Source organism: Salinispora tropica CNB-440, assembly GCF_000016425.1.
GTDB lineage: Bacteria > Actinomycetota > Actinomycetes > Mycobacteriales > Micromonosporaceae > Micromonospora > Micromonospora tropica.
This window is the reverse complement of the sequence record NC_009380.1, coordinates 559342-574638: the sequence shown is the minus strand read 5'-3', so window position 1 is coordinate 574638 and position 15297 is coordinate 559342. Positions and strand designations below refer to the sequence as shown.

General features: G+C 68.5%; 12 protein-coding genes. 8 read left to right on the top strand and 4 right to left on the bottom strand.

Features of this window, described 5'->3' with window-relative positions:
• Nucleotides 1-25 precede the first annotated feature (25 nt).
• The 3 genes from STROP_RS02500 to STROP_RS02490 all read left to right on the top strand — a co-directional run bounded on the left by STROP_RS02500 (nucleotide 26) and on the right by STROP_RS02490 (nucleotide 4218).
• Nucleotides 26-865 carry an MIP/aquaporin family protein gene (locus STROP_RS02500; protein WP_011904414.1) on the top strand — a complete coding sequence of 280 codons (840 nt, stop codon included), beginning with the start codon at nucleotides 26-28 and terminating at the stop codon, nucleotides 863-865.
• A gap of 38 nt (nucleotides 866-903) precedes the next feature.
• A complete protein-coding gene (gene glpK / locus STROP_RS02495) occupies nucleotides 904-2421 on the top strand; it encodes a glycerol kinase GlpK (RefSeq protein WP_011904413.1) in 1518 nt (505 codons plus the stop codon).
• A gap of 72 nt (nucleotides 2422-2493) precedes the next feature.
• Nucleotides 2494-4218 carry a glycerol-3-phosphate dehydrogenase/oxidase gene (locus STROP_RS02490; protein ID WP_011904412.1) on the top strand — a complete coding sequence of 575 codons (1725 nt, stop codon included), beginning with the start codon at nucleotides 2494-2496 and terminating at the stop codon, nucleotides 4216-4218.
• A gap of 57 nt (nucleotides 4219-4275) precedes the next feature.
• Here the strand turns inward: STROP_RS02490 and STROP_RS02485 are convergent, their stop codons facing one another.
• Nucleotides 4276-7167, bottom strand: a complete 2892-nt coding sequence (locus STROP_RS02485; RefSeq protein ID WP_011904411.1) for an AfsR/SARP family transcriptional regulator — start codon at nucleotides 7165-7167, stop codon at nucleotides 4276-4278.
• A 188-nt stretch (nucleotides 7168-7355) separates the two neighbouring features.
• Here STROP_RS02485 and STROP_RS02480 point away from each other — a divergent pair, with 188 nt between their 5' ends.
• Nucleotides 7356-8108 carry a DUF4386 domain-containing protein gene (locus STROP_RS02480; protein WP_011904410.1) on the top strand — a complete coding sequence of 251 codons (753 nt, stop codon included), beginning with the start codon at nucleotides 7356-7358 and terminating at the stop codon, nucleotides 8106-8108.
• A gap of 538 nt (nucleotides 8109-8646) precedes the next feature.
• The gene (locus STROP_RS02475) at nucleotides 8647-9054 is read left to right on the top strand and encodes a DUF4259 domain-containing protein (RefSeq protein WP_018832894.1); all 408 of its coding nucleotides are present in this window, start codon (nucleotides 8647-8649) and stop codon (nucleotides 9052-9054) included.
• A 523-nt stretch (nucleotides 9055-9577) separates the two neighbouring features.
• Here STROP_RS02475 and STROP_RS02470 read toward each other — a convergent pair.
• The gene (locus tag STROP_RS02470; protein WP_230582369.1) at nucleotides 9578-10033 is read right to left on the bottom strand and encodes a hypothetical protein; all 456 of its coding nucleotides are present in this window, start codon (nucleotides 10031-10033) and stop codon (nucleotides 9578-9580) included.
• Nucleotides 10034-10569: 536 nt separating this feature from the next.
• Here STROP_RS02470 and STROP_RS25480 point away from each other — a divergent pair.
• From STROP_RS25480 to STROP_RS02455, 3 genes are all read left to right on the top strand, one after another.
• Nucleotides 10570-10824 carry a hypothetical protein gene (locus STROP_RS25480; RefSeq protein WP_011904407.1) on the top strand — a complete coding sequence of 85 codons (255 nt, stop codon included), beginning with the start codon at nucleotides 10570-10572 and terminating at the stop codon, nucleotides 10822-10824.
• Nucleotides 10825-10940: 116 nt separating this feature from the next.
• Complete coding sequence (locus tag STROP_RS02460; protein ID WP_011904406.1) at nucleotides 10941-12218, top strand: choice-of-anchor A family protein; 1278 nt, start codon at nucleotides 10941-10943, stop codon at nucleotides 12216-12218.
• A 349-nt stretch (nucleotides 12219-12567) separates the two neighbouring features.
• Nucleotides 12568-13113, top strand: coding sequence for a hypothetical protein (locus STROP_RS02455; RefSeq protein WP_011904405.1), 546 nt, complete (start codon nucleotides 12568-12570; stop codon nucleotides 13111-13113).
• On the opposite strand, the gene STROP_RS02450 is transcribed toward STROP_RS02455, so the two are convergent.
• Nucleotides 13083-13745, bottom strand: coding sequence for a hypothetical protein (locus tag STROP_RS02450; protein ID WP_018830854.1), 663 nt, complete (start codon nucleotides 13743-13745; stop codon nucleotides 13083-13085). The genes STROP_RS02455 and STROP_RS02450 overlap by 31 nt on opposite strands.
• Before the next feature lie 23 nt (nucleotides 13746-13768).
• Nucleotides 13769-15286: a DUF6406 domain-containing protein gene (locus tag STROP_RS02445; RefSeq protein ID WP_011904403.1), complete on the bottom strand. Its 1518-nt coding sequence runs from the start codon at nucleotides 15284-15286 to the stop codon at nucleotides 13769-13771.
• Nucleotides 15287-15297 lie beyond the last annotated feature (11 nt).

The following is a 15297-nucleotide window of genomic DNA, read 5'->3' as shown; positions in this document are numbered from 1 at the left end:
CCGCCACCCCCACCTGGAGACACCAATGACACAGCGTGTGAGAGCGCCCGGACTCCTTGGAGAGTTGGCCGCCGAGTTCGCCGGCACCGCGATCCTGATTCTCTTCGGCGTGGGCGTCGTCGCCCAGGTCAATGCCGGTGGCACCGGTGAGTTCGACAGCATCGCCTGGGCCTGGGGCCTTGGCGTCGCGCTCGGCATCTACGTCGCTGGCCGGATCAGTGGCGCCCACCTCAATCCCGCGGTGACCCTCGCCCTCGCGGTGTTCAAGGGCTTCTCGTGGCGCAAGGTGATGCCCTATGCCCTCGCACAGACCGCCGGGGCGTTCGTCGCGGCCCTGATCATTCGCTGGAACTACAGCGAGGTGCTGCAGCGGTTTGACCCGGGCTTGACCAGCAAGAGCCAGGGCGTCTTCTCGACTCTGCCGGGTGCTGGCATCACTGAGTGGGGCGCCCTGCGTGACCAGATCATTGGCACGGCGATCCTGCTGTTTCTGATCCTTGCCGTAACCGACGCCCGGAACTCTCTGCCCGGTGCCAACCTTGCCCCGCTGATCGTCGGCCTGATCGTGGTCGCGATTGGGATGGCGTTCGCCGTCAACGCCGGCTACGCGATCAACCCAGCCCGCGACTTCGGCCCCCGCCTCGCGTCCTTCCTCACCGGGTACGAGACGGCCTTCCTGGACCCGAGCGGATATCCGTACTTTTGGGTGCCCATCGTCGGGCCGCTAGCCGGTGGTGTCATCGGCGCCGGCCTCTATGAGTTGTTCGTCGGCCGCTTCCTGCCGAGCGATGAGCCGCAGCCGGGCGCGAACGGCAGCGAGACTGCGACCGAGACGGCTGCGGTGTCCGAGCGCGCCCGCCTCTGATCGACATATCCCGACGACCCGCAGAGGAGAGCTTCCGAATGGCCGATTTCGTTGGTGCGGTGGACCAGGGCACCACCAGTACCCGTTTCATGATTTTTGATCATGGTGGTAACGACATGGGTCACCACCAGCTCGAGCACCAGCAGATTCTGCCGCGGCCCGGTTGGGTCGAACACAACCCGGTGGAGATCTGGGAGCGGACCCAGACCGTCATCCAGACGGTGCTCTACGAGCATCGCCTGACCGTCACCGACCTCGCGGCGCTTGGGATCACCAACCAGCGGGAGACCACCGTGGTGTGGAACCGGCGCACCGGCCGGCCCTACCACAACGCGATCGTGTGGCAGGACACCCGGACCGACCGGATCGCTTCGGCGTTGGAACGCTCGGGCCGGGGAGACGTCATCCGTCGTAAGGCCGGCCTGCCCCCGGCGACGTACTTCTCCGGCGGCAAGATCCAGTGGATTCTCGAGAACGTGGACGGGGTCCGGGAGGCGGCCGAGCGTGGGGAGGCCATCTTCGGTAACACCGACACCTGGCTGTTGTGGAACCTGACCGGCGGCACCGCGGGCGGCGTGCATGTCACCGATCCGACCAACGCCAGTCGTACCATGCTGATGAACCTGGAGACGCTGGACTGGGACGACGAGCTGCTGTCGTTTTTCGACATTCCCCGCGCGATGGTGCCGCGGATCCGGCCGTCGTCCGACCCGGACTCGTACGGTGTCACCGCCGCCCACGGCCCGTTCACCGGCTCGGTCCCGCTCACCGCGGATCTCGGCGATCAGCAGGCGGCCACCGTCGGTCAGGTCTGTTTCGCTGCCGGAGAGGCCAAGAACACCTACGGTACGGGCAACTTCATGTTGCTCAACACCGGCACGGAGATCGTCCGTTCCCAGGCGGGGCTGCTCACCACCGTCTGCTACCAGTTCAGCGACCAGGCGCCGGTGTACGCGCTGGAGGGCTCGATCGCCGTCACCGGTTCGGCCGTGCAGTGGCTACGCGACCAGCTGAAAATCATCAACACCGCAGGGCAGAGCGAGATGCTGGCCCGCCAGGTGGACGACAACGGCGGGGTGTACTTCGTGCCCGCCTTCTCGGGCCTGTTCGCCCCGTACTGGCGCTCCGATGCCCGCGGCGTGATCGTTGGCCTGTCCCGGTTCAACACCGACGCCCACATCGCCCGGGCCACCCTCGAGTCGATCTGCTACCAGAGCCGAGACGTCGCCGAGGCCATGGCCACGGACTCCGGCGTACCACTGGAGTGTCTCAAGGTCGACGGCGGCGTCACGGTCAACGACCTGTGCATGCAGTTGCAGGCCGACATCCTCGGGGTGCCAGTAAGCCGGCCCGTGGTCGCCGAGACCACCGCACTCGGCGCCGCCTACGCCGCCGGCCTCGCCGTCGGATTCTGGCGCAGCACCGACGAGCTACGCGAGAACTGGAACGAAAGCCGCCGCTGGCAGCCCACCTGGCCGTCGGAGCAACGCGAGGCCGAGTACGAACGCTGGAAACGGGCCGTCCAACGCACCCTCGACTGGGTCGACGTCGACTGACCACCGCCGTACCCGAGAAGACCCGGGAGGCAGGCGTCCCCACCGGCCTCCCAGACACAGGAGAGAGAACGCATGCACTCCGCGACACTGTCACTGGCCACCCGCGAGCGGTCCCTGGCCGCACTGAGCAGCGGCCTGGAACTGGACGTCCTGGTGATCGGCGGCGGCGTCACCGGCGCCGGCTGCGCCCTTGACGCCGTCACTCGGGGCCTGTCGGTCGGCCTCGTCGAGGCCCGCGACTGGGCCAGCGGCACATCGAGCCGTTCCAGTAAGCTCATCCACGGCGGTCTGCGCTACCTGGAGATGCTCGACTTCGGGCTGGTCCGCGAGGCGCTGCGCGAGCGGGGCCTCCTCCTGCAGCGACTCGCCCCGCACCTGGTCCGGCCGGTGCCGTTTCTCTACCCGCTGCGACACCGCGGCTGGGAACGACTGTACGCGGGCGCCGGCGTCCTGCTCTACGACACGATGAGCTATTCCGGCAGCAATTCCCGCGGGGTACCGGCCCACCGGCACCTGACCCGACGTGGCGCGGTACGCGCTTGCCCGTCCCTGCGTCCGGAGTCGCTGGTCGGCGCCTTGCAGTACTACGATGCCCAGGTCGATGACGCCCGGCTGGTGACGTGTCTTGTCCGTACCGCCGCAGCCCACGGCGCGTATCCCGTTTCCCGAGCCCGGGTCGTGGGCCTCCTGCGTGACGGCCACCGCGTCACCGGCGCGCGGGTCCACGACCTGGAGACCGACCAGGTCTTCGAGATCCGTGCCCGGCAGGTCATTAACGCCACCGGAGTCTGGACCGACGATATCCAGTCTCTCGTTGATGAGCCTGGGCCGGTGCAGGTTCGGGCTTCGAAGGGTATTCACCTCGTCGTACCCCGCGACCGGATCCACTCCACCACCGGCCTGATCCTGCGAACCGAATCCAGCGTGCTGTTCGTGATCCCGTGGGGTCGGCACTGGCTGATCGGCACCACCGACAGCGACTGGGATCTGGACAAGGCGCACCCGGCAGCGACCAGCCGCGACATCGACTACCTGCTGGAACGGGTCAACGAGGTACTGGCCACTCCGCTGACCCGCGACGACGTCGAGGGCGTGTACGCGGGTCTGCGCCCGCTGCTGTCCGGGCAGTCGGATGCGACTGCCAAGTTGTCCCGTGAGCACACGGTGGCCAGTTCGATGCCGGGTCTGGTGATGGTCGCCGGCGGGAAGTACACAACGTATCGGGTGATGGCCCGGGACGCTGTCGATGAGGCCGTGCGGGGACTCGGTGGTGGGGTGCCGCGGTCCTGCACCGACCAGGTTCCCCTGCACGGCGCCGAGGGCTATGTCGCCCGATGGAACCAGCGCCGTCGCATCGCGCGACAGTACGGCCTGACCGTGGAGCGGGTCGAGCATCTCCTGCGTCGCTACGGGGCCGCCGTCGACGAGGTGCTGCACCTGCTCCGAGAGGATCCGACCCTCGTCGAGCCGCTCGACGGCACCGACGACTATCTGCGTGTGGAGGTCGTTCACGCGGTGTCGGCCGAGGGCGCCCTGCACCTGGAGGACGTACTCACCCGGCGTACACACGTCTCGATTGAGACGTTCGACCGGGGCCTGGCAGCGGCCCGCCCGGCAGCGCAGTTGATGGCACCGGTGCTCGGCTGGGACGCCGAGCGTACGGACCGCGAGGTGGCGCACTATGTCGCGCAGGTGGACGCCGAACGGATTGCGCACGACCAGATTGACGACCAGGCCGCCGACGCGGCCCGGCTGGTCGTGCCGGATGTGGTGCCGCAGGTAGCACTCGCGGCCTGAGCTGACCGGCGGTGCGCCGCACAGCTTGCAATCGTCTTCTCCAGACACGGGGAATGATCAATCAAGGGACTGTTCCCATGATCGTCTGGGGTCGATGCCACCGCCCAGCAGGTTAAAGATCGAGTTAGCATCTGGCCGGCTGGTCTGTTCGGCAAGAAGGTCGTCGAGAGTGTCGCCGATCGCGACGAGGGCCTGCCGTTGATCAGCGATCGTGGACTCGTCAAAGGCAGGGGCGAAGGTGGCGAGTTCGTCCCGGGCGTCGGCGACCATGGCCGCCCAGGCCACATTGTCGAGCAGGCCGGCGGTGTCGAGGAAGGCCAGGACCCGGGCGCCCTCGGCGAAGCGTGCCACTGCCGGCATCATCGTGACGAAGCTGATCGATACGACGCAGGCACCGTGCATGTTGTCGGCGTCGAGCAGTTCTTCGACGTGGGCACGGAGTAGCTGGTAGGCGGCTCTACGATCGCCGCGCCGGAACAGCGCCTGGGCACGCACGGACTGGTTCGGCGAGTGGGTGCGTACCGGCAGCGGCACGTCGACAGCCTGGTCGAACAACTGGTCCGCGGCGGCCCGTCTACCTTGGAAGGCGGCTGAGAAGCCGAGCAGCATCAACGTCCAGTTCAGCAGGGTGGGCGGGCCGTCGCTGCGGAACCGGTCGGCGAGTTCGGTGAGCTTGGTGTCTCCGCGGGCATACTGTCCCTGAAAGACCAGCGCTGCGCCGAGGTCGACCTCGACATGCGCGGCGAGATCGTCGGCGCCGAGCCGGCGCAGCTCGGCCAGCGCCTGCGGCGCCGAGTGAATCTGAGCAGCGTAGTCGTCGTGGACGTTGGCCCGCATGTGCCGGGCCACCGGATCGTCCGGATCGCCGTACTGCCTGACCAAGGTGTCGAACCCGGCCGGGTCCTGACGGAGGTGATACCGGGGTCCGGCGGCGATCAGGCCGGCCACGACCCGCGGCCGATCCTCAGCCGGTGCCTGTTCAAGGAGGCGTTGCGCCCACTGCCCGATTTCGTGCCGGTGCCGCCGGAGGGCCTCGGTGCCGATCGGCCGGAACAGGTCATGGGCGAGGCGGTAGTCGCCGCAGGCAAAGGCCCGGTCAACCGCTACGCGCAGGTTGGGCCACAGCTCGTCCAGATGGGCGACCCCCTGGATTTCGGCGGTTCCGGTGAGCTGGTCGTGCAGCGAGGTCACCCGTTCCCGCACGTATCGGGTGTGCGCGGCCTGGGCGGGTGCGGCCGCCGATCCTGCGGCGAGGTGTTCGGCTGCGAACTGGCGGACTGGTTCCAGCAGCCTGAACTGCTGGCCGAACCGGCCGGGTTCGGCGGTAACCATCGAGCGCTGTACGAGAGTGTGCAGCACGTCGTTGACATCCAGGCCGCTGCCGGCGGCAACGGCCGCAGCTCCGGCCCGGTCGACTGGGCCGGCGAACACCGACAGCCGTTGCAGCAGGTCCTGTTCGGCCACGGTGAGGAGCCGGTAGGACCACTGGATCGTGGCGCGCATGGTGCGGTGCCGGTCCGCCCCGGTCCGCCGTCCGCCGACCAGCAAGCCGAGCTGATCGTCGAGACGCTCGCGGATTTCCTGCGGGGTGTGACTGACGGTTTGGGCGGCGGCCAGCTCGATGGCGAGGGGAAGCCCGTCGAGGCAGCGACAGATCTCCTCGATCACCTCCCGCGCGGCGCCCGTCGTGAACGCGGCGGTCAGCGCGTTCGCACGTTCGGCGAACAGATCGGCCCCGGCCCCGGCCGCGGGTAACGGCGTCACGGCCACCAGCCGTTCGTGGCCGTGGCTGAGGCCGAGCGGTTCCCGCGCGGTGGCCAGCACCCGCACCTGCGGGCAGCCGTCGGCGACGGCCTGGGCCAGGCGCGCCGCGCCGTCCGCGACGTGTTCACAGTTGTCGAGCACAAGTAGTGCCCGCAGGGAGCTCAGGGACAGCACAATGGACTCGCTCAGCGACCGGCCTGGGCCTTCCTCGACGCGCACCGCCGCGGCGACCGCTTGGGGTACGTCCTGGTCGGTCGTGATTTCGGTCAGGTCAACCAGCCAGGCGCCGTGCTCGAGCCGGGTGCGTTGGGCGGCCGCAACGGCGAGCGCGGTCTTGCCGATGCCGCCCGGCCCGACCAGGGTGACCACCGGGCTCTCGTCCAACGCCCGGCCGATGAGGTCGAGGTCACCGTCACGGCCGATCAGTCGCACGGCGCGCCGGGGCAGCCGGTGGACCGGCTCGGACCGCCGCTCGCCGCCGATACGGGGGTCCTGGTCGAGAATCGCCGACTCCAGGCGGCGCAATCGCGGCCCGGGCTCCACACCCAGGTGCTCAACCAGCTGCTGACGGGCAGTGCGGTACGCAGTCAGCGCGTCGGCCTGCCGGCCCACCCGGTACAGCGCCGTCATCAGCAGCGCCCAGAGCCCTTCACGGAACGGATACCGCGCGCTCAGCTCAGTCAACGGCCCCACGGTCGCTGCGGCGTCGGCGTCCACCCGGGCGGTGAGATCGGCTTCGACCGCGCCGAGCCACTGCTCGACCAGGCCGTCCACGGTCGCAGCCAGGCCCGGCACCGGCACCCCGGCCAGCGGATCGCCGGTCCACTCGGCGAGCGCCCCGGCAACGTCGCCGGCCTCGACCCGCCGGCCGAACCGGATCACATCGACCGCATCGGCGGGCACATCGAGACGGTACGAGGCACCCGAGCGCACAATCCGCCCGGCACCCAGACCGCCCCGTAGCCGCGCGATGTACGACTGCAGGGTCCGGACGGCAGTCCGGGGTGGCTGCTCACCCCACAGCAGATCGATCAGCCGCCAGTCCGGAATCGCCCTGCCGGGCTGCATCGCCAGAGCCGCCAGCAGCGCACGGCACTTACCCGCCCCGATGTCGACGGCGGTGCCGCTCCCGTCCACCACCTCGACCCCGCCGAGCAACCGTATGCGTACCGCCGGCCCTGCCATAGCCACTCCCGCGTCCGATAGCCCCGCCCCGACCCGCAGCTCAACATCTTCTCAACGCCCACACAACGCCGACCCAACGCGTGCCCGTCACGATCGGTCCACCTCGATCACGGCACGCAGGTCGTCGCCTGCCGCTCGAACCCGCCGCAGCCCGACCCGGGGTTGCCACGATACTGCTGGAGGAACTCATGTCCGAACGGTTCGCCGCCCGCCTCGCCGGTGCCCTGTTCCTACTGGTCATCGCGGTCGTTCTGGCCAGTTCGGCTGCCGCCGGCGGCGACGCTGGCGGCATCGCACAACGGCTCGCCAGCATCGCCGAAGACCCGTCCGGGCTACGGCTCAGCATCGTGCTGCTAACCGTCGCCGGTATCGCCACGCTGGGCCTGGGCGCCATGCTGCACGCCATCACCCGGCGGCAGGACCCGTCCCTGGCCGCCTTCGCCCTGGCCTGCCGGGCGGTGGAGTCGGGGCTCTACGCGGTACAGATCCTCGGTGCCATGCTGCTGCTGTCCCTCAGCCGACAGAACACGGACCGCGTCCGGGAACTGGGCGCGGCGACGGTCGATGTCGCTGCGTGGAGCAACAACGTCGGTGCCTGCTTCTTCGCGGTCGGCAGTGCCGTGTTCGCCTACATCCTACTGCGGTCCCGCGCGGTCCCCCGACCGCTGGCCATCCTCGGCCTGCTGGCATCGCTGCTACTCGCCGTCAGCATTCCCTTCCAAAGCGCCGCCGGCGCCGTCACCACCGAGGGCGCCGGCATACTGCTGTGGCTGCCGATGTTCGCCTTCGAACTCACCGCCGGCGGCTGGCTCCTCATCAAGGGCCTACGGTCCACCGATCCCGTCCGCTCCCCTTCCGCCAACGCGAAGCGGAGCGCCGAGACGAAGACGGCACACAACAAACTCGGACTAGACAGGAGCGCGGGCGGGTCGTCACGTTAGCCGGCGCGGCACACACGTCGCCGATACGTCGTAACGCAGCGAATCGGTGTCCCGCGCTCCGGCATCCGGGGTTACCCGTGGGCGGGCCGGTCGAGGTCGCCCTGGGGTGACCGGTCGGTCAGTTGGGACGGCGACGCAGCTCAGCGGGAGTACGCAGCTCTACTGCACGACGGCAGGCGTGACGCCGCCCGCGAGGGGCAGCGTCACGCCTGTCCTGGTCGCGTCGGCCACGGCCGTGTCCGCCGTGGGCGCTAGTCCGTCGTACCGCCGAGAGTCGCCGGCTCACCCACCTCGGTCACCGGAGCGAAGCCCGCCGCAACCACCGCAACGCCGGCCCCGGCTCGGCCGACACGTCCGCTTCCCGTAGGTGCCCGCAAGCTTGGTACCGACGCCAACCACCTGTGGACCGCGTTCGGCCCGACGAACGTCGCCATTGGCCCGAGGGGTAGCGGGTCGTCGGTAGGTGGGTGACTAACGGATAGTGCCCGGCGCGGCTGCTCTACCGTGCACGCGGTATGGCGAGAGCAAGGGGTCAATCATGGGCGCATGGGGTCCGGGTCCTTTCGACAACGACACAGCTTGCGATTGGGGCTACGAGCTGGACGACGCGGTGCGTGCTGACCGCGTGGCCGTGCTCCGTAGCGCGTTGATCGCAGCGGCAGATCAGAGCGGACATCTCGGTCATACGGAGGCAGCAGAGGCGGTAGGCGCTGCGGCGATCGTGGCGGCGTTCCAGCCTGGCGGCCCGCCACTCGATCCGATATACAGCCCCGACTGCCTACGTGCGGACGGGTTGGACGTGCCGCCGGAGCTGGTTGACCTGGCGGCACGGGCGCTCGACCGCGTGATGGGTGGCGATTCAGAGTGGCGGGAGTTGTGGGCCGAGGCTGGTCGACTTGACGACGTTACTGCCGTCCTCGCTCCAATCCGTGCGTCCCTCACATGACAGGATTCCGGCAGGCAACCTGCATCATGGGCTGCGATCGGTTAGCCAGTTCGTCAACCGTACAAGCTGATCACGGAGTTCAGAAGGTCCACTGACCTGGACCTGGTCAACATGGCTGCCCCCGCATACTAGTCTTACGTATCCGGTCGGCCAGATCTCGGCTACGCCGGACGTCTCACCGAACCGGAGCCTCACGCTTGCCAAAGGATCCAACGGGGTCAGCAGGTCGTCCGGATCCGCACCCCACGCCTCTTGCTTGACTCCGCGCACGTCCCAGCCTCGCCTGAGGGATCTGCACACATCGACTATGGCAGGTAGGTCGAGAGGGTCCATGCTTGCACCGTACGGCGAGCGCCCGTGTGATCCTGAGACGCCAGACGCCAGACGCTCGCGAGGGTGCCTGGCCGCTGTCGGGGCGGGGCGATCGACTGCCGCACCGTTCTCTGCCGGCATCGGCTAGGCCGGCCATGTTGACGGGCCAGAAGCACCGGAGTTTCTCCACCGATCCGGCTTGCCCTCGGGCTCATTGTCGACGTGCGAGTGCCCGCTCCACGCCTCGACGCATCCTTCGCGACGCACCTGGCAGACGATGCGCGCGACGAACCTCATGAGGCGCCAACTCGTGTCGACTGGCCAGCGCAATCGCTACGCCATACGGTCTCGCGCCGGACTGGCGTAGTAGGACCTCAGTCGCGTGTAGGACCTTGAGCAGGACAACTCGGTCCGCCTGCGGGTGCTGAGCAACGAGCCGGAGCAGGTAGTTACGGTCCCACTGGTCGAACTCGCCGAGGAGTAGCTCGGTCAGGGTTGCCGGACTCGTGCGGATGTCCTTGGCAATGGCCAGCCGCACAAACGAGTAGGGACTACGAGCAAGAGTGTGCAGCCCGTCCTGATCGACTCGGGGGTCCGTAACGAGGTCCAGGTAGTCCCGAGGTGTACGTGCCCGTGGAAGCAGCGCTTCGATATCCACTACCCGCATCCTTCCCACATCGTCGAATCGGCCTCCGCCGCCTCCTGCACCGATCGGCTGGGGCGGATGAGCCCATCCCCCGGTGCGTCGAGTATCCACGCCACCCGACCAGCGTCACGGGCGCTCCGCGATGGCCTACGACCACCCTTGACCCAGGCCGGGGAGTCGAGGAGCCGGCGCCTGTCGCGACGGGGATGAGCGGCGACAGCCACGAGAGCACCGGGCCGTCCACGGGCCAGTAGCCCTGCCCGCCCACACTCCCGACCGGACCCGAGTGATCCGTTCGGCCGCGCCTGCGAGCAGGCGTTCCGGGCATCACGGGCGACGGATCAGGCTCTTCCAAACTGACGTTTTGTCCCTTGCCGGGATGAGTGAGAATGCCTTCCTGTTCCCTACGGCGCCACGGTCAGTGGTCGTCCGGCTTCTCGATGAGCTGGCGGTAGCGGGCCATGGCAACTGGTCTATAGACACTCGCCTGACCGTCTGGCTGACGGATGAGACAAGCGGCCCGTACCAGGACTGGGAGCCGGAGGAGGTAGCGAACCTTGAGGAGGCTGTCGGTCAACGGCCTGAGCGGGCCACGCAAGATCAACTACCGACTCTCACGCCGGGCGGACCTGACAACGCTCGCTGCCGCCCTCTTGGAGGCTGGCGGTGTTGCGGTCGACGACTTCTGCTCCCGCACGTGGACGGCTGCCGAGATCGAGGCCGACACCATGATCAATGGTGACCGGTTCGGCGAAGGCTCTGTCCGCGGAGAAGCGTTCAGTAGCCGTCGAAGCCGTCGCGCTCCCGCGTGAGCATGCAGCGCGATGGCCGGGGCTCGACAGGCCCGAGCGGGTTAAGAAACGTAAATCACCCATTCGACGCTTATCATCCCGAGAAGGACAAGAATTCGTCAATGTGATGGGGAGTCATGAACAAGAGCGCAAAAGTGCTTACTACCCGCGCTGCCGCGACCGCTGCGGTAGCCGCCGCCACCGCCATCGTGATGATGGGCAACGTGGTCAGCGCCGCACCCGTCGGTCCGATCGACCCCGTCGAGGCCACCGAGGGCTTCCTGGTCATGACGGAGGGAAACGCGACCTTGATCGATACGGAGAACGAGGGGACGCTGGCCGTCGGCGGAAACCTCGCGTTCTCGCAGTACCAGTTGGCCGTGGTGAGCGCGGGAAACTTCTTCGCCCCCGGCGAGAACAACCCCACGGCGCTCGTCGTGGACGGGCAGGTGGACTTCCTGAACAGTGTGCCCGGCACCCGCCTCCAGGTCCTCCAGAATGGATTTGCCAAGATCGGAAACCTGAACGGCACCTTCGTTCGGGATGTTGACAACAACAACGCACCGGCGAATACGCGGATCCTGCCGGCCAACGACTACGACGCCTTCCCCCGGATCGAACTCGTCACCAGCCAGTCGGTAGCGAGTGTCGGGCCGGTCTCGGTGATCGACTTCGCGGAGGCGTTCCAGACCTTCCGGTCGAACTCCACCGAGCTCGCGACGTGCCAGAACACCGTCGTGCTGCGGGACCCGAACGGCGACCCGATCTCCTCCCCCATCCCGCCCGGGACCAACGCCGTCATCAACCTGAGCCCGAACACCACCAACGTACTCAACATCACCTCAACCGATCTGGACAACATCAGCGTCCTGACCTTCGCCGACCAGCCGACCGCGAGCAGCCCGTTGTTGGTCAACGTCAACACCACCGACGTGGGGAATGCCTTCGCCTGGACCGCACCGAACTTCGCCGGCGTCGGCGGACCCGAAGCCCGGTTCATCCTGTTCAACTTTCCCACCGCCACCACCCTCACCCTCGCACCCGGCGGCGCCACGGTCGAAGGAACGATCTACGCGCCACGGGCCGACTACACCGATCTCGACCAGAGCAACACCGAAGGCAGCATCATCGCGCGCTCCCTGGAACACCGCGGCGGGGAAATCCACGACTACCCCTTCAGCACGACGCTCGCCTGCGACAGCGGATCCCCGACGGCCAGCCCGACGGTGACACCGACCGCCGATCCGACGATGACGCCAACCGTCACGCCAAGCCCGACCGGGACCGACCTACCAATCACCGGATCATCCAGCGGGTCAATGCTCTTCGTCGGCAGCCTGGCCGTGCTGACGGGCACCGGCCTCCTGCTCACGCTCGTTCTCACGCACCGGCGACGTCGCAACGTCGGAAGCTGAGCGGCTTGTCGGGGTGGCATCAACGTGTGCTGCCCGACGTGGCAAACCCGCCGTAGGTGAGGCGGGGAGCACGGCTACCGGCGCTCGCGCCGGCACCGCAGAACGATGGCCTGGGTGGCGCCACCCAGGCCATCGTTCTGCGCGGCGTCTCTGCCGCAGATCATCCTCAAGGGCAACGGACACCGGCACCTGCCCTTCCAGGCCGCCGGCATCCTCGCCAACGGCGACGAAGCGCACCACCAGCGCGACGGCTGGGGCTGCGGCCGCTCCTGGCGGGACAACGCCTCGGACCTCGGTGGCTTCGGCCGCTACCCGCTTCTTGGACACAAGGATCGGTACGGTGGAGCGCATGATCCTCCCTGCGAGTCGTACGAGCGCAGAGGCGCACCTCTACATGGACCTACGGCCCTGCGCCTGTGGGGAGGCACGGTTCGACCGGCAGAGCGCGGTCGTGGCGCTCGAGGACGGCGGTCTGGCCGCCCGCTACAGCGGCTCCTGCCCCACCTGCGGCCGGGCCCGCAGGTTCACCTTCCGACTGCCCGCCGAACCCACGCTTCCCCCTTCTGGCGGCTTCCACTACGGCGCGGACGAGCCGTCGCAGCTCCTCGATCCCGGCGAGTGGCTCTGGGTGGCCGACGCGTACGCCAGGTCGGTGCCGGCGGGCAGCGCGACCACGGACGCGGGGCAACAGGCCCAGGCGACGCTGCTCCGGGCCGTCGCGGCCCTCGACGAGGTGCTCAAGTTCGTTCCGCCCGGTGCGGATACCGTGCCGGCCAGCGCTTTCACCAGTGGACGGGGACGACACCTACGCCGGCGGGACCCGGGCCGCTTCCGGCGCGGCCGGTTGGCCGCGGTTCGCGACGCCTACGCCGAGATGCTGCCGCCGGTCGGTTGAGCCGGATCGCGGCGGGCCTCGTCCAGGCAGGCGGCGAACGCGCCAACCAGCAGGGGCAGTGTGGTCAGGAACTCCCGGAGCACGAACCGGGGGTTGTGCTCGCGAGCATCCGCCACCTCCGCTCGAGCGCTGGCGTCGGCGAGAGCCGTACAGACCTCCCAGAGGTTGGCGCCGGTGCTGCTCCACTGCCACACGTCGTGGGTCAGCGCCGGTAGCCGCAGCACCGGGGCAGCGCCGAAGATTCCAATGCCGTAGTGCAGCGGGTCGTCCGGGGTGTTACCCAGCGACACCATGAGCGGGAGCACCCGGTACGCCTGAGCGAAGTCCTCTACGTCCGGCGCGTCTGGATCGATCTCCAGCAGGAGGCCCTCCTCCAGGAACTCCTCGATGAACCGATTCGGGTCGGCCACACCGATCTGCTCGGCGGCCTCGATCACCGCTGCACGGTTCCAGGTTTCACCGGCCCGGTCCACCGGACAGTGTGCCGCGGCCCACACCCCAAAGGCTTCCGGGTCCGCGATGGTCGTCGAGAACCGGCCGATGCTCAACGAGTTGTACTTCATCGGGGCACCGACGCTCGGGAAGAACTCCCCGGTGTAGCGCCCCACCGGCAGGATCAGTCGATCGACCATCGTGGAGTTCCTCGTCGTGTCGGTCATGGCAGTGGCTCCAGGTAGATGACGCTGGCCACGAGCAGCTGGTGAATGTCCTGCAGGAACGCGGTGAGCATCCGTTCCGGGTCGGTCAGGTCCGGCTCGGTGGCGTCGGCCTCCCGTTCCTCGGCGGCGAGCGCCTGGCACAACGCCCAGAGGCTTTCCCCAGATGGGGCCCGCTCCCACAGGTTGTAGACGGTGCGCGTCACCTTCACCATCGGGTGCTCGAAGAAGCCGATGGACCAGAGCCAGGGTTCTTCGGCGCTGTTGCCCAGCCCGAGCAGGCGGGCACCGACCCGGTGCCGACGCGCGAACTCCACCGCCTTCTCCTGGGCGACCTCGACGAGGAGACCTTCGGCTGTCAGCCCGTCCAACAGCGGCGCGGTGTCGACGCCGGGTAGTTGCCCGGCCGCCGCGTCGCGTACCGCCGATACGGTCCACGGCCGCCCGGCTGACGGGGCGCCGGACCCGTGGGCCAGCGCCCAGAGAATGAAGCGCTGGTTGTCCAACTCCCACACCTCGGAACCGAGGCGGACCCGGTGGATACGCTCGGGCGAACCGACCACCGGGTAGAACGTGCCGAAGAACTGCCCCACCGGCAGTAGCGGGGCCGGCGCGGCCGGAGTCTCCGTGAATCGCGGTTGGCCCTCCGGCTGGAGCGTCCACGGTGACTCCGTCTCGGGCCGGACCGCCCACGGCGACTGCGCCTCCTGCCCGGAGTGGCCGGACTGACCAGGCCAGACGATCTCTGCCGGTGGCAGGTCGGAGACGTCGACCGGGGTGATCCGGCCGAGGAGGTGCCCCATCGAACGGGCCACCGGAACGATATGTCGCTCCCGTCCAGCCGCACCCTCGGAACCGATCGGTCCACTCAGACCGGCGTCGGGCAGGAAGTAGATGCCCTCCCTCTCCATGTCGCGTACGCGCAGCGAGAGCAGCAGGAGGCCCCCGCCGAGGTTCGCGATGACCAACCAGTCCGGCGACAGCCAGGGATCCCGATGAACGCGCTGGGCGTGCACCAGGTCCCGTGACGGGTGCTGCGGGTGCACACCACACAGGGGGCGTTCCGGGATGAGCACGAACGGCCGGCCGGGGACGTGATGTTCCATCTCGGGCTGCGCCCCGTTGGTCTGCTCCAGCCATCTCCGGTAGCTCGGAGGCAGTCGAGTGCCGAGCTCGGCCTCCACCGCCTGGAGCTGCACCTCGTCGAGATGGCCGTAGGGCCGCAGCCGGGCGGACTTCCAGACGCGGCCGGTCGGTGGCGTCATCACCTCGTTCTCGTCGACCCGCCGGACGATCACCCGCCACTCATCCGCGTTCTTCATGTCGACGTCCGCGAAGCGCCAGGTCTCGTCCCCCACCGGGAAGGTCTCACCCAGGACAACTTCGTAGTGAGGGGACTCCTGGCTCCAGAGGGGCATCACGATGAACTCCGCCCGGACCGGGGAGTCTCCTTCGAGCCACCGAACGGCGAGCCGCGCCGGCCCGATGCTCGACGGTGTGTTGTTTCGGATGGACACCCTGTCCCTAA